At 70.4% G+C, this 26243-nt stretch carries 20 protein-coding genes; 9 read left to right on the top strand and 11 right to left on the bottom strand.

Going from position 1 to position 26243, the window contains the following annotated elements; translation table 11 throughout:
• Positions 1-38: 38 nt before the first annotated feature.
• Together ABT057_RS31590 and ABT057_RS31595 are read left to right on the top strand one after the other, a co-directional pair.
• The gene (locus tag ABT057_RS31590; protein ID WP_352347054.1) at positions 39-809 is read left to right on the top strand and encodes a 2-phosphosulfolactate phosphatase; all 771 of its coding nucleotides are present in this window, start codon (positions 39-41) and stop codon (positions 807-809) included.
• Positions 810-878: 69 nt separating this feature from the next.
• A complete protein-coding gene (locus ABT057_RS31595; protein WP_352347055.1) occupies positions 879-1559 on the top strand; it encodes an SDR family NAD(P)-dependent oxidoreductase in 681 nt (226 codons plus the stop codon).
• Between the two features lie 61 nt (positions 1560-1620).
• Here ABT057_RS31595 and ABT057_RS31600 read toward each other — a convergent pair whose 3' ends face one another.
• The 4 genes from ABT057_RS31600 to ABT057_RS31615 all read right to left on the bottom strand — a co-directional run bounded on the left by ABT057_RS31600 (position 1621) and on the right by ABT057_RS31615 (position 5814).
• Entirely contained in the window at positions 1621-3012 is a 1392-nt protein-coding gene (locus ABT057_RS31600; protein ID WP_352347056.1) for a glycoside hydrolase family 16 protein, read from the bottom strand.
• Positions 3013-3196: 184 nt separating this feature from the next.
• Positions 3197-4444: a L,D-transpeptidase gene (locus tag ABT057_RS31605; RefSeq protein WP_352347057.1), complete on the bottom strand. Its 1248-nt coding sequence runs from the start codon at positions 4442-4444 to the stop codon at positions 3197-3199.
• A gap of 147 nt (positions 4445-4591) precedes the next feature.
• Complete coding sequence (locus ABT057_RS31610) at positions 4592-5350, bottom strand: IclR family transcriptional regulator (protein ID WP_352347125.1); 759 nt, start codon at positions 5348-5350, stop codon at positions 4592-4594.
• Between the two features lie 38 nt (positions 5351-5388).
• Entirely contained in the window at positions 5389-5814 is a 426-nt protein-coding gene (locus ABT057_RS31615; protein ID WP_352347126.1) for a MarR family winged helix-turn-helix transcriptional regulator, read from the bottom strand.
• A gap of 245 nt (positions 5815-6059) precedes the next feature.
• Between ABT057_RS31615 and ABT057_RS31620 the strand changes: the two genes are divergently transcribed.
• From ABT057_RS31620 to ABT057_RS31635, 4 genes are read left to right on the top strand one after another with little or no spacing between them, the layout of a single operon-like run.
• Positions 6060-6977 carry an SDR family NAD(P)-dependent oxidoreductase gene (locus tag ABT057_RS31620; protein ID WP_352347058.1) on the top strand — a complete coding sequence of 306 codons (918 nt, stop codon included), beginning with the start codon at positions 6060-6062 and terminating at the stop codon, positions 6975-6977.
• A 4-nt stretch (positions 6978-6981) separates the two neighbouring features.
• Positions 6982-7866, top strand: a complete 885-nt coding sequence (locus ABT057_RS31625; RefSeq protein ID WP_352347059.1) for an amidohydrolase family protein — start codon at positions 6982-6984, stop codon at positions 7864-7866.
• Positions 7867-7876: 10 nt separating this feature from the next.
• Positions 7877-9382: an acyl-CoA synthetase gene (locus ABT057_RS31630; RefSeq protein WP_352347060.1), complete on the top strand. Its 1506-nt coding sequence runs from the start codon at positions 7877-7879 to the stop codon at positions 9380-9382.
• Between the two features lie 26 nt (positions 9383-9408).
• On the top strand, positions 9409-9864 hold the full coding sequence (locus ABT057_RS31635; RefSeq protein WP_352347061.1) for a MaoC family dehydratase: 456 nt from the start codon (positions 9409-9411) through the stop codon (positions 9862-9864).
• A 68-nt stretch (positions 9865-9932) separates the two neighbouring features.
• Here ABT057_RS31635 and ABT057_RS31640 read toward each other — a convergent pair whose 3' ends face one another.
• The 7 genes from ABT057_RS31640 to ABT057_RS31670 all read right to left on the bottom strand — a co-directional run bounded on the left by ABT057_RS31640 (position 9933) and on the right by ABT057_RS31670 (position 20754).
• Positions 9933-11600: a PHP domain-containing protein gene (locus ABT057_RS31640; RefSeq protein WP_352347062.1), complete on the bottom strand. Its 1668-nt coding sequence runs from the start codon at positions 11598-11600 to the stop codon at positions 9933-9935.
• 25 nt (positions 11601-11625) lie between these two features.
• Positions 11626-13518, bottom strand: a complete 1893-nt coding sequence (locus ABT057_RS31645) for a LamG-like jellyroll fold domain-containing protein (protein ID WP_352347063.1) — start codon at positions 13516-13518, stop codon at positions 11626-11628.
• Between the two features lie 82 nt (positions 13519-13600).
• The gene (locus tag ABT057_RS31650) at positions 13601-16543 is read right to left on the bottom strand and encodes a glycoside hydrolase family 2 TIM barrel-domain containing protein (RefSeq protein WP_352347127.1); all 2943 of its coding nucleotides are present in this window, start codon (positions 16541-16543) and stop codon (positions 13601-13603) included.
• A gap of 8 nt (positions 16544-16551) precedes the next feature.
• Positions 16552-17388, bottom strand: a complete 837-nt coding sequence (locus ABT057_RS31655) for a carbohydrate ABC transporter permease (protein ID WP_352347064.1) — start codon at positions 17386-17388, stop codon at positions 16552-16554.
• Between the two features lie 15 nt (positions 17389-17403).
• Positions 17404-18360: a carbohydrate ABC transporter permease gene (locus ABT057_RS31660; protein WP_352347065.1), complete on the bottom strand. Its 957-nt coding sequence runs from the start codon at positions 18358-18360 to the stop codon at positions 17404-17406.
• Entirely contained in the window at positions 18360-19646 is a 1287-nt protein-coding gene (locus tag ABT057_RS31665) for an ABC transporter substrate-binding protein (protein WP_352347066.1), read from the bottom strand. Before ABT057_RS31665 ends, ABT057_RS31660 begins: the two co-directional genes overlap by 1 nt.
• 88 nt (positions 19647-19734) lie before the next feature.
• Positions 19735-20754 (bottom strand): carbohydrate kinase family protein, encoded by a 1020-nt coding sequence (locus tag ABT057_RS31670; protein ID WP_352347067.1) that lies wholly within the window; start codon positions 20752-20754, stop codon positions 19735-19737.
• A 192-nt stretch (positions 20755-20946) separates the two neighbouring features.
• On the opposite strand from ABT057_RS31670, the gene ABT057_RS31675 reads away from it, so the two are divergent.
• The 3 genes from ABT057_RS31675 to ABT057_RS31685 all read left to right on the top strand — a co-directional run bounded on the left by ABT057_RS31675 (position 20947) and on the right by ABT057_RS31685 (position 26229).
• Positions 20947-21711, top strand: a complete 765-nt coding sequence (locus tag ABT057_RS31675; RefSeq protein ID WP_352347128.1) for a DeoR/GlpR family DNA-binding transcription regulator — start codon at positions 20947-20949, stop codon at positions 21709-21711.
• On the top strand, positions 21708-23045 hold the full coding sequence (locus tag ABT057_RS31680) for a 6-phospho-beta-glucosidase (protein ID WP_352347068.1): 1338 nt from the start codon (positions 21708-21710) through the stop codon (positions 23043-23045). The genes ABT057_RS31675 and ABT057_RS31680 overlap by 4 nt, the downstream gene beginning before the upstream one ends.
• Positions 23046-23151: 106 nt before the next feature.
• Complete coding sequence (locus ABT057_RS31685; RefSeq protein WP_352347069.1) at positions 23152-26229, top strand: alpha-mannosidase; 3078 nt, start codon at positions 23152-23154, stop codon at positions 26227-26229.
• Positions 26230-26243: the final 14 nt, after the last annotated feature.

Consider the following 26243-nt stretch of genomic DNA (forward strand, 5'->3'; position numbering starts at 1 on the left):
TTGTGGGCGGCAGGGATCCGCGTCGAGACTCCCGTTGCATGAGTGACTGGTTCCTTCAGCAGGGGCATGGCGTGCGGTTCGAGTGGGGCCCGGTCGGTGCCCGGCTGCTCGCCCCGGACGTCGCCTGCCTCGTGGTCGTCGACGTCCTCTCCTTCACCACGGCGGTGACCGTCGCCGTGGAGGCGGGAACCCAGGTCTTCCCCTATGCCTGGCGCGACGACACCGCGCTCGCCTTCGCCCGCGAGAAGGCGGCCCGACTCGCGGTCGGACGACGGCAGGCGACACCGGACACACCGTGGTCGCTGTCGCCCGCCGCGCTGCGCGAGGCCCCCTTCGCCCCGCGGCTGGTCCTGCCCTCGCCCAACGGCTCGGCCATCGCCGCGGCGGCCGGCGGCGCGACCGTGATCGCGGGCTGTCTGCGCAATGCCACGGCCGTGGGGCGGTGGCTCGCCGCCCAGGGGTACGGCACCGAGCACCGCCCGGTCGGTGTGGTCGCCGCCGGTGAACGCTGGCCGGACGGGAGCCTGAGACCCGCGCTGGAGGACCAGCTCGGCGCCGGCGCGATCATCGCCGAGCTGCGGCGGCAGGGAGCCGGACCGCTGTCCCCCGAGGCCGCCGCAGCACGCTCCGCCTTCACCGGGACCCCGGACGTGGCGGACGCCGTGACCCGCTGCTCCTCGGGGCTGGAACTCTCCCGGTCGGGCTTCGCCGCCGACGTCGCGATCGCCACCGAGCCGGACACCGCGGCCACGGTGCCCGTGCTGACGGACGGCGCCTTCACCGCCGTGCCCGACGCGGGGCGTCACTGAACCCGGTCCGGTGTTCCCTCTGCGAGGCTTGGACCGCACGGAGGGCCGCAGCGGCGAAGGGACACGACGGTGATCGCACTGGTGACCGGGGCGAACCGCGGGCTGGGGTACGAGGTGTCCCGTCAACTCCTCGCCCGGGACTGGACGGTGCTGGTCACCGCCCGGTCCGGGCGGGCCGCCGAGGAGGCCGCCGTCCGGCTCGGCGCCGGTGCGCACCCGCTGCGCCTGGACGTGACGAGCGCGGCGGACACCGCGGCGGTGGTCGGGGTCCTGCGGGAGCGGTTCGGTGGCCTCGACGTCCTGGTGAACAACGCGGCCATCACCTACGACACCTGGCAGCGGGCCGCGAGCGCCGACCTGGACGTCGTACGGGAGGCCATGGAGACCAATCTGTACGGGCCCTGGCGGCTGGCCCAGGCCGTGCTGCCGCTGCTGCGGGCGAGCGCGCGGCCGCGCGTCGTGAACGTGTCCAGCGAGGGCGGTTCCCTGGCCGGGATGTCCGGCGGCACACCCGCCTACTCCGTCTCCAAGGCCGCGCTCAACGCGCTCACCCGGATGCTGGCGGGCGAACTGGGCGCCGACGGAGTGCTGGTCAACTCGGTCTGTCCCGGCTGGGTCGCCACCGACATGGGCGGTGCGGGGGGACGTCCGGTCGCCGAGGGCGCCGCCGGGATCGTCTGGGCCGCCACGCTCCCCGACGACGGACCGACGGGCGGGTTCTTCCGCGACGGGCAACCGCTGCCCTGGTGACGGACCGTCATGTCGCGTCCCCCGGGCAGCGGATGACCGGCCGGCCTTGCCGCGGCGGTGGTCAGTGGCCGAACGTGAACCAGTTGACGTTCACGAAGTCCGCCGACTGCCCGCTGGTGAAGGTGAGATACACGTCGTGGGTGCCGGTGACCGAGCTGATGTTCGCCGGGATCGTTCTCCAGCTCTGCCAGCCACCGGTGTTGGCCACCGCGAAGCTGCCGATCGGCGTGCTCGTACGGCTGTCCAGGCGTACCTCGACCAGTCCGCTGACCCCGCTCGCCGCACCGCTGGCCACCCGTGCGTTGAACTGGGTCGCCGCCGTGGAACCGAAGTCGACGCCCTGATAGAGCGCCCAGTCGCCGTTGGCGAGGGACCCGATGTCCTGACCGCCGCCGGTGTCGGTGGTGGTCTCGGTGGCGGTGCCGGACTGGCTGTTGTACGACTCGGCCTGGATGGCCGAGTAGGCGTCGCGGCTGCCGGACGGTGGGGTCGTGGTACCGCTCCCACTGCCGCTCGCCTGGAGCACCTGCACATAGTCGACGACCATCGGGTGGCCCGACTCGGTGGCGCTGTCCAGTCCGCCGCCGAACGCGTCGGGGAAAGCGCCGCCCATCGCCACGTTCAGGATGACGAAGAAGCCGTGGTTGGTGGCGTTGGCCCAGGTCGTCGAGTCGACCTGACCGGCCGTCACCGTGTGATAGTTGACGCCGTCGACGTAGAACCGGATCGCCTCGGGGCTGACCGAGCGGTCCCACTCCATCGTGTAGGTGTGGAAGCCCGACTGGCAGGTGGTGTTCGGGCAGGCCGTGGAGTTGCCGATGCCGGTGGTCTCGTTGCACGGACCGCCCGGGTTGGTGCCGCAGTGCATCGTCGCCCACACCTTGTTCAGGCCCTGGACGTTCTCCATGATGTCCAGCTCGCCGACGCTCGGCCAGTTCTGGTAGTTGCCCCGGTAGGGGGCGCCCAGCGCCCAGAAGGCGGGCCAGTAGCCCTCGGCGGCGGTGCCGGTGACGTTCGGCATCTGCAGGCGGGCCTCCACCCGCAGCTTGCCGCCCGACGGGGGCTGGAAGTCGGTGCGGGTGGTCTCGATCCGGCCCGAGGTCCAGTTGCCGGCCGAGTCCCGCAGCGGGGTGATGCGCAGGTTGCCGTTGCCGTCGAGCGAGACGTTGTTGGTGCTGTTGGTCATCGTCTCGACCTCGCCCGTGCCCCAGTTGGCGGGGCCGCCCGGATACGAGGTTCCGGTGCTGTACTGCCAGTTGGAGGTGTTGACGCCGGTGCCCGCGGTTCCGTTGAAGTCGTCGAGGAAGACCTGCGTCCAGCCCGACGGGGGTGTGGGGGCGGAGGCGTTCGCGGGCAGGGTGACGGCGGTCGCGACGGCGGCCGCCAGGCCGAGGGTGCCGAGGACGGCGACGAGCGCGCGTCGCCGTCTGGGCATGCCGGAGGGTGCACTCATGGGGGGCCTCTCGGGTACGGGGAGTCGGGGTGCGGGTGACTTTGGGAGCGAGTGGCTTTGAGAGCGCTCTCAAAGTGGCCCCAATGTGCTCTCCGTCCCGAGGGCCGTCAAGACTTAAAGCGAGGAAAGTCCTTTCACGGCAGGGAAGTTCACGGCGTGAACCGCGCTGAAGCGTGCATACGTGTCAAACCGCGCTGCCCGCCTTCCAGTCCGCCCACGACAGGTTCCAGCCGTTGAGGCCGTTGGCCGGGTCGACGGTCTTCTCGCCCGAGTTCTTCACGATCACCACGTCGCCGAGCATCGAGCTCGCGTAGAACTTGTAGCCGGCCACGGAACTGTCGCTCGCGCCCTTGGCGTCGTGCAGGCCCACGCAGCCGTGGCTGGTGTTCTGGTTGCCGAACACCGAGGTCGAGGCCCAGTAGTTGCCGTGGACGAAGGTGCCTGAGGTGGTCAGGCGCTGGGCATGCGGCACGTCGGAGATGTCGTACTCGTCACCGAGGCCGACCGTGGAGGACTCCATCCGGGTCTGCTTGAACCGCTCGCTGATCACCATGATCCCGGACCAGGTCGTGTGCTCGGAGTCGCCGCCCGAGACGGGGTAGGTGGCGTAGGTCGCGCCGTCGCGCTTCACCACCATCTCCTTGGCCGACAGGTCGACGGTGCTGATCTGCTCGCGACCGATGTGGAAGGTGACGTCCTTCGACTGTATACCGTAGACACCATCCGTTCCCTCGACGTCCTTCAACCGCAGGCTCAGGGTGATCTTGGTGCCGGCCGCCCAGTAGGTCTCCGGCCGGAAGTCCAGCCGGGTGTCGCTGAACCAGTGGCCCACGATCTCCACGGCCGGTTCGGCGGTCACCGTGATCGCCTTCTGTACGGCGGCCCGGTCGGACACCGCGTGCGTGAAGTTGATCGAGACGGGCATGCCGACACCCGACGTCGAGTCCGCCTCGGGGGTGAAGTAGCCGACGAAGGTCTCACCGGGGGACTTGGTGGTGAAGGTGGCCGTCTGTGCGGTGGCGCCCTCGGCCTGGGCGGTGACCGTGTACCTGGTGCCCGAGTAGGGGTTCCTCGCCGACGTCCACTTGGTCTTCGCGGCGTTGAGCGAGCCCTCCAGCGTGGAGCCGTCGTTGCCCGTCACCTTCACCGAGGCGAGGGTGCCGTCGGTCACCGTCACCTCGACGGGGCTGCCGAACGCGGCCTTCGTCGTACCGTCGGCGGGGGTCACCGAGATCACCGGCTGCTTGGCGGCGGCCTCGGCCTTCGTCGACGCGGACGCACCGCCGCCCGAGTCCTCCGAGGCGTCGGCCGAGCCGGAACTGCATCCGGTCAGCGCCAGTGCCGGCGCCATGCCCAGCGCGGCGAGGATCCCGCGCCGGGACCACCTCTCCGACTGCCCCTCGGACCGGTTCGATATGTGCGAGACGCCCACGGTACGCCTTCCTGAGATGTCCACCTTCGCCCGTGCATCCTGTGACGCCCACATTGGTTGATCCTTTGAATACCCGGGCCGCAGCCTGAGATTTCCGTGAGGACGGGCTGAGGGGGGCGGGGGCGACATGCGCGGCCGGGTGGCGGCTCAGCCCCGGGGGCCCTCCGGCTGCCACCCCAGGGCCCGGGAGATCCCGCGCGCCGCGACCCGTACGGCCGGCGCCAGGACCGGTACCTGCGCGTCGGCGTACGGGACCACCACCGACACGGCGGCGACCACCGCACCCCCCGGTCCGCGCACCGGCGCGGCCACCGACAGCGCGTCCTCCGTGACCTGACGGCTGCTCACCGCCACGCCTGTACGCCGCACTTCGGCGAGCACCCGGCGCAACCGGTCCGGGTCGGTGATGGTGTGAGGGGTGAAGGCGGCCAACCGGCCGCCGCAGTAAGCCTCCTGGTGGGCCGGCCCGCTGTGTGCGAGCAGCGCCAGTCCGACCCCGGTGACGTGCAGCGGCCAGCGGGCGCCCACCCGGATGTGCACCCCCACCGCCGAACGGCCCGACAGCCACTCCGTGTAGACCACCTCGGACCCGTCGCGCACCGCCAACTGCACGTTCTCGTGGGTGGCTTCGTACAGGTCCTCCAGGTACGGCAGGGCCACCTGGCGCAGGGCCAGGCCGCGCGGCGCGAGCGCGGCGATCTCCCACAGCCGCAGCCCCACGTGGTACAGCCCCGCGGCGTCCCGCTCCAGCGCGCCCCACTCGGTGAGCGCGCCCACCAGCCGGTGCGCGGTGGTGAGGCTCAGCCCGGCCCGCCTGCTGATGTCGGTCAGCGACAGCGCCGGGTGCAGGTGGTCGAACGCGGCGAGCACGGCCAGCAGCCGGTCCGGCGCGGACCGGGAGGTCATGGAAAAGGTGCCCGGGGTCATCGGCTCCTCCTCACGGCTCAGGCCAGCCCCTCCTCCGCGACCCGCAGCAGCAGCGTGTGCAGCGTCTCGCGTTCGGCGGGGTCGAGCGGGCCGAGCAGTTCGTTCGTCACGCGCAGTCCCGCCTCGTCGGTGCCGCGCAGGAAGGCGCGGCCGTCCTCGGTGAGCACGACGATCCTGCTGCGCCGGTCGTCCGGCGCGGGCCGGCGCTCGGCGAAGCCCAGTTTCTCCAGGTCGTCGACCAGGCCGACGATCGCGCTCGGGTCGTATCCGAGCCGCGCGCTCAGCTCGCGCTGGAGCGCGCCCTCGGCGGTGGCCAGGAAGCGCAGCACCGCGTAGTGGCGCAGGCGCAGCCCCGATTCCTGGAGGAACGTGTTGAACAACTGTCCGGAGCGCAGCCCCAGCCGGTAGAGCAGATAGCCCGCGTCGGCGTGCAGTGCGCGCATCCACGGCTCGTCCGCGTCGATCGGGGTGGCGGCGGTCACTGCGTTGTCCTGGCGGGCGATGGCGGGCTCCCTGGTCCGGGCCCCTTCCCGGGGCGGTTGTTCGCCTTGCAGTTTCCAGCATGACCCACCCATAGGTCCACAACAACTATTGACGGCAACAATTATTGCTCTTAGCTTCGATCTCGAAGCCGCACCCCGCTCCGACCGGCTCCCGCGGTCGTGGCTCCTCGTGAAGGGACTCGCTCGTGCCCAGCATCGATCTCACCGGCAAGGTCGCCGTCGTCACCGGCAGCGGCCGGGGCCTCGGCCTCGCCTATGCGCAGGCCCTCGCCGCCCACGGGGCCTCCGTCGTCGTCAACGACGTGGACGAGGCGGTCGCCGAGGCGGCCGTGAAGTCCGTCATCGAGGCCGGTGGCAAGGCCGTCGCCGAGGTCGTCCCGGTCGGCACGACCGAGGCCGCCGAGCGGCTGGTCGACCGCGCGGTGGAGGAGTTCGGGCGGCTGGACATCCTGGTCACCAACGCCGGGATCCTGCGCGACAAGGTGCTGTGGAAGATGACCGACGACGACTTCGACGCGGTGATCACCACCCATCTCAAGGGCACCTTCACCTGCGCCCGCGCCGCCGCCGTGCGCATGCGGGAGCAGGGCGAGGGCGGCACGCTGATCCTGGTCGGCTCCCCGGCCGGCCAGCGCGGCAACTTCGGCCAGACGAACTACGCGGCCGCCAAGGCCGGCATCGCCGCCTTCGCCCGCACCTGGGCGATGGAGCTGGGCCGCGCGAACATCACCGTCAACGCGATCGTCCCGGTCGCCGCGACCGCGATGACCGAGACCATTCCCGCCTTCGCCCCGTACGTCGAGGCGCTGAAGAACGGCGAGCCCTTCCCGGACTTCCTGCGCAAGGGCGAGGGGTTCGGCACCCCCGAGGACTGCGCGGCCCTCGTGCCCTTCCTCGCCTCCGGGGCCGCCCGGGGCATCACCGGCCAGGCCATCGGCATCGGCGGCGACAAGGTGGCACTCTGGTCCCATCCGCAGGAGATCAGGGCGGCGTACGCCGACGGCGGCTGGACCCCCGAGACACTGGCCGACGTCTTCCCCACCTCGGTCGGCGCCGAGCTGCAGACCGTCGGCATCCCGGCGCCCAAGTTCCCGGAGGTCTGACACCATGGCGACCCTCAACGTCGAGGAACTCGTCGCGATCGACGTCCACACCCACGCGGAGGTGTCCTCCAAGGGCCACTCCTCGCTCGACGACGACCTGCACGACGCGTCCTCCGCCTATTTCAAGGTGGAGGGCAAGCGCAAGCCGACCCTGGAGGAGACGGCGGCGTACTACCGGGAGCGGAAGATGGCCGCCGTGATCTTCACGGTGGACGCCGAGTCCGCGACCGGCACGGCCCCCGTCCCGAACGAGGAGGTCGCGGAGGCCGCCGCCGCCAACGCGGACGTCCTCATCCCCTTCGCGTCCATCGACCCCTTCCGGGGAAAGGCGGGCGTGAAGCAGGCCCGGCGCCTGGTCGAGGAGTACGGGGTGAAGGGCTTCAAGTTCCACCCCAGCATCCAGGGCTTCTTCCCCAACGACCGCTCGGTCGCCTACGACCTGTACGAGGTCATCGAGGAGACCGGGACCATCGCCCTCTTCCACACCGGCCAGACGGGCATCGGCGCGGGCGTGCCGGGCGGCGGCGGGATCCGGCTGAAGTACTCCAACCCGCTGCACGTGGACGACGTCGCCGCCGACTTCCCGCACCTCAAGATCATCCTGGCCCACCCGTCCTTCCCCTGGCAGGACGAGGCCCTCGCCGTCGCCACCCACAAGCCGGGCGTGCACATCGACCTGTCCGGCTGGTCGCCGAAGTACTTCCCGCCGCAGCTCGTGCAGTACGCCAACACGCTGCTGAAGGAGAAGGTCCTCTTCGGCTCCGACTTCCCCGTCCTCACTCCCGACCGCTGGCTCGCCGACTTCGACAAGCTGACGATCAAGGACGAGGTGAAGCCGAAGATCCTCAAGGAGAACGCCGCCCGTCTGCTCGGGCTGACCACACCGTAAGGCGGAGAAGATGCGCAACGAGGGACTGGGGTCATGGCCCGCACGCCGGGCCCGCAAGACCCCGCACCGCACCGCTCTGGTCCACGGTGAGCAGTCGACGGACTACCGCACACTGTATACACGCGTCACGCGACTGGCCCACGCCCTGCGTGCCCGGGGTGTGCGCCGCGGCGACCGCATCGCCTACCTCGGCCCGAACCACCCCTCCTACCTGGAGACCCTGTTCGCGGCCGGTACGCTCGGCGCGGTCTTCGTCCCGCTCAACACCCGCCTCGCGGGCCCCGAGATCGCCTACCAGCTCTCCGACTCCGGCGCCAAGGCCCTCGTCTACGGCCCTTCGCACGCGGGCCTGGTCGCCGGGCTGCCGGGCAGCACGGACGTACGGACGTACGTCGAGGTCGGTGCCGAGTACGAGAACGTGCTGGCCTCGGCCGCCGACGAACCGATCGACGAGCCCGTCGGCGCGGACGACACCTGCATCATCATGTACACCTCGGGCACCACCGGCCGGCCCAAGGGTGCCATGCTCACGCACGGCAACCTCACCTGGAACGCGATCAACGTCCTCGTCGACACCGACCTGATCACCGACGAGCGCGCCCTGGTCTCGGCGCCGCTGTTCCACACCGCCGGCCTCAACATGCTGACGCTCCCGGTGCTGCTCAAGGGCGGCACCTGCGTCCTGGTCGAGGCGTTCGACCCGGAGGCCACCTTCGACCTGGTCGAGCGGCACCGGATCACCTTCATGTTCGGTGTGCCCACGATGTTCGACCAGATCGCGCGGCATCCGCGCTGGGCCGACGCCGACCTGTCCTCCCTGCGCATCCTGACCTGCGGCGGCTCGCCGGTCCCCACCCCGCTGATCGCCGCCTACCAGGGACGCGGGCTCACCTTCCTGCAGGGCTACGGCATGACCGAGGCGTCCCCTGGCACCCTGTTCCTGGACGCGGAGCACGCGATCAGCAAGGCGGGCTCGGCCGGCGTCCCGCACTTCTTCAGCGACGTACGGGTCCTCGCCCCCGACCTCACCCCGGTCGAGGTCGGCGAGACCGGCGAGGTGCTCGTCCGCGGTCCGCACGTGATGCCCGGCTACTGGGGGCTGCCCGAGGAGACCTCCGCCTCCTTCGCCGACGGCTGGTTCCGCAGCGGGGACGCGGCACGGGTCGACGAAGACGGTTACGTGTACATCGTCGACCGTATAAAGGACATGATCATCTCTGGTGGGGAGAACATCTACCCCGCGGAGATCGAGGACCTCCTCCTCACCCATCCCGACGTCGTCGAGGCAGCCGTCATCGGAGTGCGGGACGAGAAGTGGGGGGAGGTTCCGCGTGCGGTCGTGGTGCCCCGCGAGGGCGCCGCGCTCGACCCCGACGAGGTGCTGGCCTCGCTGGCCGGACGGCTCGCCAAGTACAAGATCCCCAAGTCGGTGGTGATCGCGGACGAACTGCCGCGCACCGCCTCCGGCAAGCTCCTCAAAGCCCGGGTGCGCTCCCGGTTCGGCACCAACTCCTGAGTCAACTCCCAAGTGAGGAACGGCATATGAGCATCACCGTCAACGGCCTCGACGAGCTGAAGAAGCTGGCCGGCAGCGACCTCGGCACCAGCGAGTGGATCGAGGTCACCCAGGAGCGCATCAACACGTTCGCCGACGCGACCGGGGACCACCAGTGGATCCACGTGGACCCGGAGAAGGCCGCGGAAGGCCCCTTCGGCGCGCCGATCGCCCATGGTTATCTGACCCTGTCCCTCTTCATTCCGCTGTTCACCGAGCTGCTCGACGTGCAGGGGGTCACGACGAAGGTCAACTACGGCCTGAACAAGGTGCGTTTCCCCTCACCGGTGAAGGCGGGGTCACGTATCCGTCTGGTCGGCAAGCTCACCGAGGTCGAGGACGTGCCGGGCGGCGTGCAGATCACCGTCGACGGAGCGATCGAGATCGAGGGCGGCGCGAAGCCGGCGGCGGTGCTGCAGAGTCTTTCGCGGTTCTACGCCTGAGTGCCGTGGGGAACCGCGCGGCCGTCGTGGCTGGTCGCGAGGTTCCCCACGCCCCTTTCGGGGGCGTCTCAGTGCAGGACGTCCACGAAGACCGGGTTGGAGTAGAACCAGGTGTCGGCCCACGGGTCGCCGTTGCCCGGGGTGTGCGGGACCGGGCCGTGCGGGTCGACCGACGCGCCCAGGTAACCGGTTCCGGACCGGTTGCCGTCGCTGCCGCGCAGCCGGACGTAGAAGGACTCGTCGCCCACCGTGAGCGGGACGCGCAGGGTGTACGTCCCCTTGCGGCCGCTCACGTCCTTGGACCAGGCGACCCTGGTGTCCGGCGCCCGCCATGTGTCCCGGTCCTGGACCGGACCGCGCACCGCGCCCCGGATCAGGTCCACATGCGCCAACTCCGGCAGGATCCCCTGGGGGTTGTGGCGCGAGGCGGAGGTCACGGTGATGTCCAGGGTGAGCTTCTCGCCCCTGCGGACCCGCAGCCGGCCGCCGAGCGTGACACCCCGGCCGTTGCTGTGCTCGCGCCGCAGCCGGACCTCCAGCCCGTCCAGCAGATGGCCGTGGTCGAGCCAGACGCGGCCCTCGCGCAGGCCCTGCATCACCGCGCGGTAGCCGTAGCGGGTGACGCCCACGTGGGTGCGGCTGAACTCGCCCGGCCAGAAGTCGCTGCCCGGCTGCGGGGTGTCGGTGTTCACCGGGTCCGGCAGCCTGCCGGTGTTGTCGAAGTTCTGCCCGGCCGCCCAGTCGCCGTTCTTCCAGGTGTCGAAGACGGTCCGGTGGTTGTCGGAGTTGGTGGAGATCGAGAACAGCCTGCCCTCGGCCAGCATCGAGTCCCACAGGCCGCCGACGGTCGCGGTCGCCCAGTCGAAGCCGCCGTACGTGAGGTAGGCGTCGGCCGGGTAACCCGCGTGCGACTGGGCGGTCGGCGCGTTCTGGTACTCGCCGCGGATCGCGTTCGCACCGCCCCAGCCGGGGATCGCCGCGCCCTGGGCGCCGGGCGCGCCCTCCATGCCGATCATGATCTCGGGGGCCGCGTCCCGCCAGTTGCGCATCTCGTGCGGGGAGTCGATGCCCAGCCGCAGCGGGTGGTTGGCGAGGACCAGCACGTCGTCCACGTAGCCCTTGCGGCGCTGTTCGGCGAGCCACTTGATGGCCTTGACCGCGTGCGCCTCGTTGCGGGCGGTGTCGGCCGCGCCGGCGGCGCCCTCGGTGTAGCCGAGGAGCTTGCCGTCGTAGGCGAGCTCGAACTGCGTGAGCAGATCGGTCTCGTGCGGGCCGGGCGCCGCGAACACGGTGCAGTGCTCGGCGGCCGGGATGTACCACTCCAGGCCCTGGAAGATCAGCTGGCGCGGGTTCTCGGCGCGGGCCTTCAGGATCTCCTTGTGCTCCATGGCGGCGCCGTAGTGGGCGTGCCCGAAGTTGGAGTGCTCGTTGAAGACCATCCAGTCCAGGCCGTACTTCGCCGCGGCCCGCGCCTGCTGGGAGAACGTGTACTTGGCGTCATGGCTGTAGACGGAGTGGACGTGATGGTCGCCGACCAGGTAGGCGAGGCGCGGGTCCTCGCCGCCGTAGCCCTGGCCGGTGCCGGCCAGCGCGGGGGTCGCGGCCGGTCCGAGGGCGAAGGCGGCGCCGAACAGGCCTGCACGGCACATGAGTTGACGTCTCGACAGACCCTGGGCGTCGAGTTCGGCGGGGCCGACGGATGGGTCCGCCCAGTCGGGCAGCTGCTGCTCGGTCATGACGGGGAAGTCCTCTCCGGGGGCGTCAGTGGTTCATGAAGGACGTGACGGGCAGCGCCCGGGAGACGATCCGGACGTCGCCGAGCCGGCCGTGCAGGATCTGGTCGATCTTCCCGCCGTACTCGTAGCCGCCGAGCAGCCAGGGCAGTCCGGCCGAGGCGATGCCGATCGCGGCGGCGTGCGGGTTGCGGGCCACGGGGCAGCCCTGGACGTACATCGTCGTGTGCCGTCCGTCGTTGACCACGGCGAGGTGCCACCAGGTCTCGCGGGCGGTCTCGTCGCCCCAGTTGGTGGCGAGCTGCTGCTGGTTGAGAGGATGGACCGCCCACTGAGGGCCGGGTCCGTCGGAGATCGACAGCGTGGCGAGCGGCTCGTCCGGGTCGTCGGTGACCGGGCCGACCGAGCCGTTGCGGCCGGTGCGGCTGACCAGTCCCGACCAGGCGTTGTGACCGGGGTCCCAGTCGGCGGGCAGCCGGTAGAACGCCTCGATGGTGTACCCGCCCTCGAAGGTCGCCGAGTTGAGGGGCGCGCCGTCGACCGTGCGCAGATACGCGCCCTTCAGCGGGGACTTGTAGCCCGTGAACTCCAGGCTGCCGTGCCCGGGCTGGTCCGGGTGGTGGTCCGAGGACCAGCCCAGGGTGCCGCCGCCGACGGTGACGACGGCGAGGTCGTTGCCGCGGCCGGAGAGGTCACGGACGGTGCCGGAGGGCGCCGACTCGAACCGCCAGTAGGCGGTCGTGCCGGGGATCAGCATCTTCGAGACGGGGCGCGCCGGGCGTGCCGGTACCGGGTCGAAGCCCGCGAAGCGTTCGGTGAAATCGATGTCGACGGAGAACCGGTCGGCGTCGCCGCTCAGTTCGATCTCCTGGCGCTCCAGCTCGTTGAGCCCCTTCGCGGCCCGGCCCAGGATCCACGGGGAGACCGTCTCCACGTCGATGACGTTCCGGTCGAGGTCGAAGTGGTACAGGCGGATCATCGCCGCGCCGCCGAAGTAACGGTTCTGATAGTTCGTCAGGTGAAGGTGGACGTCGTGCCCCGCCGCGTTCTTGCGGGTCGCCCGGCCTGCGGGCCAGTAGTGCCCGTTGAGGGTGAGGAAGATCTGGTCGTGGTCGTTGACCAGCTGGTCCCACAGTTGCTGCCCGTAGTCCGACAACGTGTCGTCCTCGACGACCAGTTCGTGCGTGGTGAGGACGACGGGCGTCTTCGGGTGCGCGGCGAGGACGTCCTTCGCCCAGGCGTAGCCCTTCGCCGACAGCCGCCAGTCCAGCGCGAGCACCATCCACTGGCGTCCGGCGGCCTTGAACAGGTGGAAGGAGTTGTAGCCGTCCGGGGAGGCGCCGCCGAAGGTCGGCTTCCCCTTGAACCGCTTCGGCCCGAACTCGTCCAGATACGGCGTCGGTCCGCGCTGGTCGTCGGTCGACGACTGCACGTCGTGGTTGCCGGCCAGCACGCTGTAGCCGACGCCCCGCCGGTCGAGCAGCTCGAACGCCTCACCGATCGCGGCGCATTCCTCCTTCGCGCCGTTCTGCGTGAGGTCGCCGAGGTGGGACAGGAACACGATGTTTTCGCCGTTCCCGCCGTTTCCGCCGTTCCTGCCCTTCCCGCCGTTCCCGGCCTCCGCGCCCCCATGCTCCAGCAGATAGCGCAGGGACGCCTCGACCGGCGCCTTGTCGATGCTCGGCCCGTCGAAGAGGTACTGCGTGTCGGGCATGACGGCCAGCGTGAAGCGGCGGCTGTCGGAGTCGGGACGCCACGCGGCGGACGGCGCCTCGGCGGGCGCCGCCTCGGCGGAGACCGCGGGCAGGGCGACCGAGGCCGTAGCGGCGGCGCCGAGCAGTGCCGTGGCCCGCAGGAAACCGCGTCGCCCGGCACCGGCCTGCGCGGCCTCGCACGGTTCTTGGGCATGCGAAGTACACACATGTGCTCCCTGGGAAGCTCGGGTGAAGTCGGATGTCGGGAAAGGTGGTTGCTGGGGAACGGCGGTCACTCGGGAAACGCGGTCACAGGGTGCGCAGGGTCCAGCTCCAGCGATGGACACCCGGCGCGACCAGATAGGAGGGGAAGGTGTCGGGGCCGCACGATGCCGTGCCCAGCCCCCGGTGCGCCGCGTCGACGTGCACCACGCAGCCGGGGCGCGGCACCAGTTCGTCATGGTGGGCAGCGGCGGTCAGATCCCCGGCGCGGTACCGCGTGACGGAGACCTGCCGCGGCTCGTCCGGCCTGACCACGAGCCCCGTGCCGTCCTCGCCCAGCAGACTGAAGCGCCGTACGCCGTGCCGGCCGCCGCTCTCCTGCGGGCGCAGGTACGGAGTGAACAACTCGTCGACGGGCAGGGCGTGATGACCCACCGGCGCGCCCCCGCTGCGGTCGGGGTAGGACTCCCAGGGGCCCTGTCCGAACCACTCCAGCCGGTCGAGCCCCGCGACCGTCTCGAAGACCGACCCGACCCGGGCCACGTCGTCGAACTCCGCGGGCAGCTCGGCCAGTTCGTCCACCCGGACGCCGCCCTCGACGGGCGTGAACACCTGCCGGTGCCGGACCACGCCGGTGGTGCCCGCGTACTCCGCCAGCACGGTCACCGAGGAACCGCCGCGCTGCACCGACACCACCTTGCGGACCAGCGCGTCCAGCCCCCACGCCCGCCAGCGCAGCGCCATGCCGCCCAGCTCGTCGTTGTCGGTGGGCGCCCGCCACAGCGACAGCGTGGGCCCCGCGCTCAGCAGGGGGTGGACGAGCAGTCCGTCGGCGTCGACCTCGACGCTGCCGGAGACCATCAGGTCCTCTACGACCAGAGCCGCCCGCAGCAGCACCTGCGGAGCGCACACCTCGGTGCCCCGCGGTGCCCAGGCCAGATCCTCGGCGGTCGTCACCCGCAGGGTCAGCCAGGCCTCACCGCCGTCCTCCGGGAGCTCGACCGGCAACGGCACCACGGCCGTCTCCCCGGGCCTGAGCGCGGGCAGTTCGGCGGGAGCGGTGAGTGTGCGGCCGTCGGCGAGCGCCAGCTCCCAGATGCCGGTGAGCCACTCCAGGCCCCGGAAGTGCTGATGGTTGGAGACCACCAGCCCCTCGTGCCGGAACAACTCCAGCCGTACCGGCGCCGCGATCTCCCGGTGCTCGTACATGACGGGCTTCGGAGTGCGGTCGGGGAAGACGACACCGTCGGCGATGAACGCGCCGTCGTGGTCCTTCTCCCCGAAGTCGCCGCCGTATGCCCAGCGGTAGCCGGGCGCGGCGACACCGTTGTCGTAGAGGCCGGCGCCCCCACGCCCGACCGGTCTTCCGTCGTTCACGGACTGAAGGATTCCGTGGTCCCAGAACTCCCAGATGAACCCGCCCTGAAGACCCGGGGTGGCCTCGATGGCGGCCCAGTGGTCGGCCAGCGTGCCGTTGCTGTTGCCCATGGCGTGCGAGTACTCGCACTGGATGAGCGGCTTGGTCTGCTCCCCGGACAGGGCGTGCGCCACGCAGTCCTCCAGCGGCGCGTACATCGGGCAGGCGATGTCGGAGGCGACGTCCGGGTCCGCCCAGCCGCGCTTGGCGGCGCCCTCGTACTGCAGCGGGCGGGTCGGGTCGTGCCGGCGCACCCAGCCCGCGGCCGCGTCGTGGTTGGCTCCGTAGTCCGACTCGTTGCCCAGCGACCAGATGATCACCGACGGGTGGTTCTTGTCCCGCAGCACCATCCGCGAGACCCGGTCCACGAAGGCGTTCAGATAGCGCGGGTCGTCGGCGATCTCATGGGCGTGGTCGTGGGACTCGATGTCCGCCTCGTCGACGACGTAGAACCCCAGGTCGTCTGCGATGTCCAGCAGACCGGGGTCGTTGGGGTAGTGCGCGGTGCGGATCGCGTTGAAGCCGAAACGCTTCAGCAGGACCAGGTCCGCGCGCATGTCGTCGTACGACACCGTGCGGCCCGTCAGCGGGTGGAAGTCGTGCCGGTTCACGCCCCGGATGTACACGCGCTCCCCGTTGACCAGCAGGTCCCGGCCGACGACCGCCACGTCCCGGAAGCCGACGCGGTGGCGGGAGGTGTCGGCGACGCTGCCGTCGGCGCGGTGCAGACGCACGGTCAGTGCGTACCGCTCGGGCGTCTCGGCCGTCCAGGTCCGCACCTCGGGCACGCTCGCCCGCATCCGCGCCTCGCCGAGGAAGGCGGAGACCCGCTCGTCCTCGGCGTTGGCCCGGTCGAACTCCGTGTCCTGCGCGAGGGCCAGCCCGTCCAGCTCCCCGCTCACGTACCAGCCCTCGGGCAGCGTTCCGCCGGCGTCCCGCACCAGACAGTCCACCCGCAGCTCCCCGCTCCGCGGGGCGATCACGGTGACGTCCGCCAGATACAGCCGGTCGGTCGCGTACAGCAACACCGAGCGGGTGATCCCGCCGTGCCACCAGTGGTCCTGGTCCTCGATGTGCGAGGCGTCCGACCACTTGACGACCGTCAGCCGCAGGACGGACCGCTCCCCGGGGCGCACGATGTCCGACAGGTCGAATTCGGCGGCCAGGTGCGAGTCCTTGGACACGCCGACGGGCCGCCCGTCCACATGCACCAGCAGCACGCTCTCGGCGGCCCCGACCTGGAGCACGATCCGGCGCCTGGCCCACTCGGCGGGGACGTCGATCTCACGCTCGTACACACCGGTCGGGTTGTGGTCGACGGGCGACAGCGGGGGAACTTCCGTATACGGCATACGGATGTTCAGATACTGCGGAAGGTCGACCGTCGACCGTAGGGGGTCGTCGGTGTCCTGCATCGTCCAGACACCCGGCACGGCCGTCGTCGACCACGCACCGCCGACCGGCGCGTCCGGAGCGGACAGCAACTGGAAACGCCAGTCCCCGTCCAGGGAGTGTGCTCCGGAGCGCCGGTCGACGGCGTTCATGGGCAGCCGCCCCCAGGAGGTCACCTCGGGTGCCGTCCAGGGGCGGAGCGCCAGCAGCGGGTCCGGCAGGGGGTGCGTCACTTGATCGCTCCCTTGGCGAGGTCCCCGATGATCTGGCGGGCGCCGACCGCGAACACGATCAGCAGGGGGATCAGCGCGAGCAGCGCGCCGGTCATGACCATTCCGTAGTCCGTGGTTCCGTGTGTGCCGTTGAGCTGGGACAGGGCCACCTGGAGGGTGACGTTGTCGGGGTTGGTGAGGGCGATCAGGGGCCAGGCGTAGTCGTTCCACTGGCCCATGAAGGTGAAGATGCCGAGGAAGGCGAGGCCCGGCCGGACCACCGGGAGGGCGACGTGCCAGTACTGGCGCAGGAAGTTCGCGCCGTCGATGCGGGAGGCGTCGAGGAGCTCGTCGTGGATGGCGCCCTTCATGTACTGGCGCATCCAGAAGATGCCGAAGGCGTTGGCGGCGGCCGGCACGATCAGCGAGGTCATCGAGCCGATCCAGCCGAGCTTCGCCATGATGACGAACTGCGGGATGGCCTGGAGCTGCGCCGGCACCATGAAGATGATCATGAGCAGGGCGAACAGCAAGCGCTTGCCCGGGAACTGGAACTTTGCGAAGACGAACGCTGCCAGTGAGTCGAAGAACAGGACCAGGAAGGTCACCGAGCACGCGACCAGCAGCGAGTTGAACATCGAGCCGAAGAAATCGATGCTGTCGAAGAGGCTGCGGATGTTCTCGAGGAGGTGGCCGCCGGGCAGCAGTTTCGGCGGGTAGGAGAAGATCTCGCTCGACGTGTGCGTCGACATGATCACGGCCCAGTAGAACGGGAAGGCCGAGAGCAGGACGCCGACGATCAGGCTCGCGTGCAGGGCGACGCCGCGACGCCGGGAACCCTTGATGGATGCCATGGTGGTGAGGCCTCCCTAGTCTTCGCCCCGGCGCTGCACCAGGCGCCAGTTGATGATCGAGAAGAGGACGACGACGAGGAAGATGCCCCACGCCACGGCGGCGCCGTAGCCGAAGTCGTTGTTGTCGAAGGTCTGCTGGAAGAAGTACAGGACCATGGTCCGGCCGGCGTGGTCCGGACCGCCGGAGAACGTCGAGTCGTTGGAGGTGTTCTGCAGCAGCACCTGCGGCTCGGAGAAGCTCTGCAGACCGGTGACCGTGGAGATGACGAGCACGAACAGCAGCACCGGCCGCATCAGCGGCAGCGTCACCCGGAAGAACGTCTGCACCGGGCCGGCGCCGTCCATCCGGGCCGCTTCATACAGTTCACCGGGGATCGTCTGCAGTCCGGCCAGGAAGATGATCGCGTTGTAGCCGGTCCACTGCCACGTCATCAGCGTCGCGATGGCGACCTTGATGCCCCACGGCGTGTTCAGCCAGGCCACCTGGTCCAGCCCCACGGCCTGCAACAGGGCGTTCACCAGGCCGAAGTTGGTGGAGAACACCGAGCCGAAGATGATCGCGACCGCCACGACCGAGGTCACGTTCGGCAGGAAGAACGCAAGGCGGTAGGCGTTCTTGAAACGGACCGCCGAGTTGAGCATCACGGCCGTCACCATCGCCAGGAAGAGCATGGGGAAGGTGGCCAGCGCCCAGATGATGATCGTGTTGCCGATCGAGCTCCAGAAGTCGCTGTCGCTCAGCAGGTACTTGTACTGCGACAGACCGGCCCACTCCATCGAGCCGAGCCCGTCCCAGCGGTGGAAGGACAGATACAGCGAGAAGCCGACGGGTATCAGACCGAAACAGAGGAACAGCAGATAGAACGGCGAGATCGCCGCGTACAGATGCCAGTACTTGCGGAATCCCTTGCGGGGCGGGGGAGTCGAGCTCCGCTCCACGGTGACCGTGGGCTTCTCCAGGGCGGTGGCCATCAGTGGCTCACCCCCAGGTGGTCCGCGATCCGCCGGCACTTGCTCATGGCGTCCTTCCAGGCCTGGTCGGGGTTCTTGCCGAGGACGCCGACGTTCTTGATCTCGTCCTTGATCGGCTGGCCGAGCGCCACGTCGTACGGGCTGTTGTAGGCGACCACGATCTTCTGCGCGGCGGGCCCGAAGACGTCCATGGTGACCTGGCCGCCGAAGAACTCGTCGGGCTCGCGCAGTTGCTTCAGGCTGTAGGAGGCGGGGGTGGACGGGAACAGGCCCGCGTCGACGTAGCCCTGCGCCTGGTTGGCCGCGTCCAGCATCCAGCTGATGATCTGGAAGGCCTGCTCGGGCTCCCGGCACGCCTTGGTGATCGACAGGAAGGAACCGCCGTTGTTGGCGGGCCGTACCGGCATGTCGGCCACCCGCCAGCGGCCCTTGGTCTTCGGGACCCCGTTCTTGAGGTCGTTGGTCGCCCAGGAGGCGCCGAGCTGGCTGGGCAGCTTGCCGTCCTGGATCGCCGACAGCTGGTCGGGGGTGCCGGTGACGAGGTCCGAGACGATCCGGCGGCGCTTGGCCTCCACGGCGAGCGCCCACGCGCCGCGCACGTGCTCCTGGTCGCCGATGAAGTGCCGGTCCTTGTCGACGTACCGTCTGCTGCCCTGCTGCACGACGTTCTCGAAGACGGACTGGACATCGGTCAGCAGATAGGTTCCCGGGATCCGCTGCTTCAGCTGCTCACCGGCCGCGAAGAACTTCTCCCAGGTGTTCAACTCCCGTGACACGTCGGCCGGTTCGTACGGCAGCCCCGCCTTGCGGAAGACGTCGTACTGGTACAGGTGTGCGACCGGGCCGCAGTCGATGGGGAAGCCGATCATCGTGCCGTCGTCGGCGATGCCCTGGTTCCACTTCCAGTCCAGGTACCGGCTCTTGTACTTCTCCGCGCCGAGTGTGCGCAGGTCCACGAACTGGTCCGCGTTGGGCAGGTAGGACGCCATGTCCTCGCCCTTGAGGCCCGCCACGTCGGGGACGTGGGCACGGCCGGCCATCGTGGTGATCAGTTTCGAGCGGTAGTAGCCGCCGATCTTGATGGCCTTGAGGTCGACCGAGCTGCCGTACCGGGCCTTGGCCTTCTCGACGACCGTGTCGCCCAGGCCGCCGTCCCAGTACCACAGGACCATGTTCCGGCCGGTCGAACCGGTCGGAACGGCACAGCCGGACGTCAGGCCGCCGAGCGCCGTGGCGGCCGTACCGGCCAGTCCGGCGCGCAGGAGGCCTCTTCGTGAGAGCCGCAACGCTCCCACCGCCTTTCGGATCTGTTCGCGTCTTCGCAGACGGGTTGTACAACCAGGGGCAAGCAAAGGGGGATGAATCGTGGGACGGTCAGGGCCGCGGGGCGGGCGGGGTGACCGGCGCGTACCGCACGGGCGGCCCGACGTCCGCCGGGATGCGGTCGGCGAGGAAGCCGTAGGCCCGCTTCAGCTCGGGATCGGTCACCGACCGCCACCAGCGGTCGACGCCGTACCAGCCGGGCGCCGCGAGCGCCCCGCCGTGGTGGCGGACGGACAGGCCGGCGGACAGGACGGCGAACCGCAGCCGTTCCTCCAGCGGCCACCCGCCGAGCGAGGCCGCGACGAAGCCGGCGCCGAAGACGTCACCGGCGCCCGTGGCGTCCAGGACATCGATGTCAAGGGCCGGAACCTCCGCGTACTCGCCGGTCGTCTGATCGACCGCGATCGCGCCGTCGCCGCCCTGGGTGACCACCGCCACAGGCACCAGTTCGGCGAGCGTGCCGAGGGCCGCGACCGCGCTGTCGGTGCGGGTGTAGGCCATCGCCTCGGTCTCGTTGGGCAGGAAGGCGTGGCACAGGGCGAGCTGCTCGAGCAGGTCGGTGGACCACTCCTGGGTGGGGTCCCAGCCGACGTCGGCGTAGATCTGCGTGCCGTTCGCCGCCGCCTTCGCGAGCCACGCGCGCGGCTCGGCCTCGAGGTGGACCAGGGCGGTGCGCGCCTCGGGCGGGTCGCCCACCAGCACGTCCTGAGAGTAAGGCGGCTCCTGGCCGTGGGTGACCAGCGCGCGGTCGTTGCCGTGCGCGAGGGCGACCGTGACGGGGGTGGGCCAGTTCTCGGCGACGCGGGACAGCGAGAGGTCGACGCCCTCCCTGCCGCCGATGATCTCGTGGCAGTAGGTGCCGTAGAAGTCGTCACCGAAGACCGTGGCCAGGGAGGTTCTGAGGCCGAAGCGGGAGGCGGCCACCGCGAGGTTGGCGATCCCGCCCGGGCCGCAGCCCATGCCGGACGTCCAGATCTCCTCACCCGGAGTGGGCGGCCCGCCCAGCCCCGTGAGGACGAGATCGTAGAAGAGCAGCCCGGTCAGCAGCACATCGGGCCGGTCGTCGTCCACGGGAACGTCCTCTCGTCGGGTTCGGGTTCGGGTTCGGGTTCGGGATGTCGGGTGCGTGGGGGGAGCGTGGGGGTAGATCGTCAAAACTCTTCAATTCGGTGACCGGAATCGTGCGCCGATCGTCGCCGTTGGTCAATACCCGAGCAGAACTGAGCATAGAAATGATTGAAGATGACGAGTAGTGTTCGCGGCGTGCTGGCAGAACGACGACATCAACTCATCCTGCGGGCTCTGCGCTCCGGTGGCCCCGCGGCCGTGACCGATCTCTCCGAGCAGCTGGGCGTGAGCCCCGCCACGATCAGGCGCGACCTGGTCAAACTCGAGGAGGACGGGCTGCTCACCCGGGTCCACGGCGGTGCCGTCGTCGACGAGGGCGACCAGCCCTTCGCCGAGGTCGCCGAGGTGCGGGTGACCGAGAAGGACGCCATAGCCGCGCGCGCGGCGGCCCTGGTGCAGGACGGTCAGTCGGTGCTGCTGGACATCGGCACCACCGCCTACCGGCTGGCCCGCTGTCTGCACGGCCGGCGGCTCACCGTGATCACCAGCAACCTGGTGGTCTACGAGGAGCTCGCCGACGACGAGGGCATCGAGCTGGTGCTGCTCGGCGGGATGGTCCGCCGTGAGTACCGCTCCCTGGTCGGCTTCCTCACCGAGGACAATCTGCGGCAGCTGCATGCCGACTGGCTCTTCCTCGGCACCAGTGGAGTGCGCCCGGGCGGGCAGGCGATGGACACGACGGTCGTCGAGGTGCCGGTCAAGCGCGCCATGATCAAGGCGAGCGAGAAGGTCGTGCTGCTCGCCGACGCGGCGAAGTTCCCGGGTACGGGGATGGCGAAGGTCTGTGGTCCCGAGGACCTGGACGTGGTGGTGACGAACGCGCCGGTCGACCCGGTGACCCGGTCCTCCCTGGAGGAGGCGGGCGTCGAGGTGATCGTGGCAGGAAAGGTGCAAGCGTGAAGCTGACGATTCTGGGCGGCGGAGGGTTCCGGGTGCCGCTCGTTTACGGGGCGCTGCTGGGCGACCGGGGCGAGGGGCGGGTCACGGAGGTCGTTCTGCACGATCTCGACGACAGTCGACTGTATGCAGTGGCCCGGGTACTGGCCGAACAGGCCGCCGACGTCCCCGGTGCCCCCACCGTGACCGCCACGACCGACCTCGACGAGGCCCTGCGCGGCGCCGACTTCATCTTCTCCGCGATCCGCGTCGGCGGCCTCGAGGGCCGCGCGAACGACGAGCGGGTCGCCCTGGCGGAGGGCGTCCTCGGCCAGGAGACGGTCGGTGCGGGCGGTATCGCCTACGGTCTGCGGACGGTCCCGGTCGCGGTGGACATCGCACGGCGCGTCGCCCGCCTCGCCCCCGACGCCTGGCTGATCAACTTCACCAACCCGGCCGGCCTGGTCACCGAGGCCATGTCCCGCCACCTCGGCGACCGTGTCATCGGCATCTGCGACTCGCCGGTCGGTCTCGGCCGCCGTATCGCGCGGGTGCTCGGCGCGAACCCGAAGGACGCGTGGATCGACTACGTGGGCCTCAACCACCTCGGCTGGGTCCGCGGCCTGCGCGTCGCGGGCCGGGACGAGCTGCCGAGGCTGCTCGCCGACCCCGACCTGCTCGGCTCCTTCGAGGAGGGCAAGCTGTTCGGCGTCGACTGGCTCCAGTCGCTCGGCGCGATCCCGAACGAGTACCTGCACTACTACTACTTCAACCGCGAGGCCGTCCGCGCCTACCAGCAGGCCGAGAAGACCCGCGGCGCGTTCCTGCGCGAGCAGCAGGACCGCTTCTACGAGGAGATGCGCGACCCCGGCGCGGCCGCCCTGACCGCCTGGGACCGCACCCGCGCCGAGCGCGAGGCCACCTACATGTCGGAGAACCGGGAGACGGCGGGCGCCGGCGAGCGCGAAGCCGACGACCTCTCCGGCGGCTACGAGAAGGTGGCCCTCGCGCTGATGCGGGCCATCGCCCGCGACGAGCGCACCACACTCATCCTCAACGTGCGCAACCAGGGCACCCTGTCGGCGCTCGACGCGGACGCCGTGATCGAGGTCCCGTGCCTCGTCGACGCCAACGGCGCCCACCCCGTCGCGGTCGATCCGCTGCCCGGCCACGCCACCGGACTGGTGTGCGCGGTCAAGGCGGTGGAGCGCGAGGTGCTGGCGGCCGCCGGGTCCGGTTCCCGGGCCGCCGCGGTCAAGGCCTTCGCGCTGCACCCGCTGGTCGATTCCGTGAACGTCGCCCGCAAGCTGGTCGAGGGCTACACCGAGGTCCATCCCGGTCTGGCGTACCTTAAGTAGCGACCGCCCAGAAAGCGCTTTCCCCGGCTTTCCCTCCCTGACAACCGCCCTCCCTGACAACCGCTCTCTCCCTCAAGCTCGCCCTCTCCCTCCCTGGAGAACTTTCATGCACGACGAACGCCGCCGCATCGAGGAGCGCGTCGAGCGCGTCCACAACCAGCGCGTCAAGCCCGCGATCTACGCGGCCACCGTCCCCTTCGAGGTCGAGGCGTGGCAGGCGCCGGGGGAGCCGGTTCCGTTCGAGGAGGCCGCCGCCGCGCCGTACGCGCCCTTCGCGATGGACACCCCCTGGGGTCCGCCGTGGGGCACGACCTGGTTCCGGATGCGCGGACAGGTGCCCGCCGAGTGGGCGGGGCGGCGCGTCGAGGCCGTCATCGACCTCGGGTTCGTGGGGGACTGGCCCGGCAACCAGGCCGAGGCCCTGGTCCACCTGACCGACGGGACGCCGCTGAAGGCGGTCAACCCGCTCAACCAGTACGTGCCGATCGGCAACCCGGTGGTGGGCGGCGAGCAGATCGACTACCTGGTCGAGGCGGCCTCCAACCCGGACATCCTGGCGAACGACTTCGCGGAGCCGACACCGCTCGGCGATGTACTGACGGCAGGCGACCGTCCACTGTATACATTCCGCCGCGCGGACCTCGCCGTCCTCGACGAGCAGGTCTGGCACCTCGACCTGGACCTCCAGGTGCTGCGCGAGCTCATGGTCCACCTCGGCGAGCACGAGCCGCGCCGCCACGAGATCATGCATGCCCTGGACCGGGCCATGGACGCCCTGGACCTGGACGACATCTCCGGCAGCGCCGCCGCCGTCCGCGAGGTACTGGCCCCCGTCCTGGCCCGCCCTGCGCACGCCAGCGCCCACACCGTCTCCGGCGTCGGACACGCGCACATCGACTCCGCCTGGCTGTGGCCGATCCGCGAGACCAAGCGCAAGACGTCCCGCACCTTCTCCAACGTCACCTCGCTGGCCGACGAGTACGAGGACTTCATCTTCGCCTGCTCCCAGGCGCAGCAGTACGAGTGGGTGCGCGACAACTACCCGCACGTGTGGGCCCGGATCCAGGAGTCGGTGAAGAAGGGCCAGTGGGCGCCGGTCGGCGGCATGTGGGTGGAGGCCGACGGCAACCTGCCCGGCGGCGAGGCCATCGCCCGCCAGCTGATCCACGGCAAGCGGTTCTTCATCGAGCACTTCGGCGTGGAGACGAAGGGCGTCTGGCTGCCGGACTCCTTCGGTTACACCGCCGCCTACCCGCAGCTCGCCAAGCTCGCCGGCAACGACTGGTTCCTCACCCAGAAGATCTCCTGGAACCAGACCAACAAGTTCCCCCACCACACCTTCTGGTGGGAGGGCATCGACGGCACCCGCATCTTCACCCACTTCCCGCCCGTCGACACCTACAACGCCCGCTTCAGCGGCGAGGAGATGGACCGCGCGGTCCGCAACTACTCCGAGAAGGGCGGCGGTACGCGCTCCCTCGCCCCGTTCGGCTGGGGCGACGGGGGTGGCGGCCCCACTCGCGAGATCATGGAGCGGGCGCGCAGGCTCGCCGACCTGGAGGGTTCGCCCAAGGTCGTCGTCGAGCACCCGGACCAGTTCTTCGCCAAGGCCCGCGAGGAGTACCCGGACGCCCCCGTCTGGGTCGGCGAGCTCTACCTGGAGCTGCACCGCGCCACCTACACCTCCCAGGCCCGCACCAAGCAGGGCAACCGGCGCAGCGAACACAGGCTGCGGGAGGCCGAGTTGTGGGCGACGACGGCCGCCCTGCACGCGCCCGGCTACGCCTACCCGTACGAGAAGCTGGACCGGCTGTGGAAGACGGTGCTGCTGCACCAGTTCCACGACATCCTGCCGGGCTCGTCGATCGCCTGGGTGCACCGCGAGGCCGAGGCCGAGTACGCGCGCGTCGCCGGTGAACTGGAGGCGCTGACGGCCGAGGCGGTCGCGGCGCTCGGCGCGGGCGGGACCCGGGTGTTCAACACCAGCCCCTACGGCCGCGCCGAGGTGATCCGCACCTCCGCGGGCGCACCGGCGTACGTCGAGGTGCCCGCGAGCGGCAGCGCGCCCCTAGCCGTCTCCGCCGAAGCCTCCGCCACGGCCGCCTCGCCGCAGCCGGTGACGGTCTCCGACGGCCGGATCCTCGACAACGGACTGGTCCGTGTGCAGGTGGCGGAAGACGGCACACTGTCTTCCGTATACGACATCCGGGCGAACCGCGAGGTCCTCGCCGGCCAGGGCAACCTGCTCCGTCTGCACACCGACCTGCCCAACTACTGGGACGCCTGGGACATCGACAAGCACTACAAGAACCGCTTCACCGACCTCCTGGACCCGGACTCGGTCACCGTCGTCGAGGACGACCCGCTGCTCGGCTCGATCCGCGTGTCCCGTTCCTTCGGGAAGGGCTCGACCCTCACCCAGAGGATCACGGTCCGGGCCGGCAGCCCCCGTGTCGACATCGAGACCGAGATCGACTGGCACGAGGCAGAGAAGATCCTCAAGGCGGCCTTCCCGGTCGACGTCCGGGCCGCGCACTCCTCCGCCGAGATCCAGTTCGGGCACGTCCAGCGCCCCACGCACACCAACACCAGCTGGGAGTCGGCCCGTTTCGAGGTCTCCGGCCACCGCTGGGTGCACATCGCCGAGCCCGGCTACGGCGTCGCGGTCCTCAACGACTCGACGTACGGCCACGACGTCTCCCGTACGGTCCGTGAGGACGGCGGTACGACGACCACGGTCGCCCTCAGCCTGGTGCGCGCCCCGCGCATCCCGGACCCCGAGGCCGACCAGGGCCGGCACCGGTTCACGTACTCCCTGCTGCCGGGCGCCACGATCGGGGACGCGGTCGCCGAGGGCTACGCCCTCAACCTGCCGCTGCGCGTCGCGGAGTCGGCGGGCGCCGCGCAGCCGGTGGTCTCGGTGGACGGCGACGGCGTGACCGTGGAGGCGGTCAAGCTGGCCGACGACCGGTCGGGCGATGTGGTGGTGCGGCTGTACGAGTCCCGCGGCGGCCGCGCCCAGGGCGTGCTGCGCGCCGGGTTCGCGCTGGCCGGCGCCGAGGTCACCGACCTGCTGGAGCGGCCCCTCGAGGGGGAGACGGCGGTGGTCACCGGCGACGGCGGCGTCGCGGTGTCCCTGCGCCCCTTCCAGGTCCTGACGCTGCGTCTGCGGCGCGGCCGGTAGGGCCCGGCCCTTCG

This window comes from Streptomyces sp. NPDC002588 (genome assembly GCF_040295925.1).
In the GTDB taxonomy this organism is placed as follows: domain Bacteria; phylum Actinomycetota; class Actinomycetes; order Streptomycetales; family Streptomycetaceae; genus Streptomyces.

Bases quoted from the DNA above. Each gene is read 5' to 3' on its own strand.
- ABT057_RS31615 (WP_352347126.1), bottom strand. From the start codon at position 5,814: ATGCGCGCACTGCACGCCGACGCGGGCTATCTGCTCTACCGGCTGGGG.
- ABT057_RS31640 (WP_352347062.1), bottom strand. From the start codon at position 11,600: ATGACCGAGCAGCAGCTGCCCGACTGGGCGGACCCATCCGTCGGCCCC.
- ABT057_RS31610 (WP_352347125.1), bottom strand. From the start codon at position 5,350: ATGACCTCCCGGTCCGCGCCGGACCGGCTGCTGGCCGTGCTCGCCGCG.
- ABT057_RS31630 (WP_352347060.1), top strand. From the start codon at position 7,877: ATGCGCAACGAGGGACTGGGGTCATGGCCCGCACGCCGGGCCCGCAAG.
- ABT057_RS31625 (WP_352347059.1), top strand. From the start codon at position 6,982: ATGGCGACCCTCAACGTCGAGGAACTCGTCGCGATCGACGTCCACACC.
- ABT057_RS31655 (WP_352347064.1), bottom strand. From the start codon at position 17,388: ATGGCATCCATCAAGGGTTCCCGGCGTCGCGGCGTCGCCCTGCACGCG.
- ABT057_RS31635 (WP_352347061.1), top strand. From the start codon at position 9,409: ATGAGCATCACCGTCAACGGCCTCGACGAGCTGAAGAAGCTGGCCGGC.
- ABT057_RS31590 (WP_352347054.1), top strand. From the start codon at position 39: ATGAGTGACTGGTTCCTTCAGCAGGGGCATGGCGTGCGGTTCGAGTGG.
- ABT057_RS31685 (WP_352347069.1), top strand. From the start codon at position 23,152: ATGCACGACGAACGCCGCCGCATCGAGGAGCGCGTCGAGCGCGTCCAC.
- ABT057_RS31600 (WP_352347056.1), bottom strand. From the start codon at position 3,012: ATGAGTGCACCCTCCGGCATGCCCAGACGGCGACGCGCGCTCGTCGCC.
- ABT057_RS31660 (WP_352347065.1), bottom strand. From the start codon at position 18,360: ATGGCCACCGCCCTGGAGAAGCCCACGGTCACCGTGGAGCGGAGCTCG.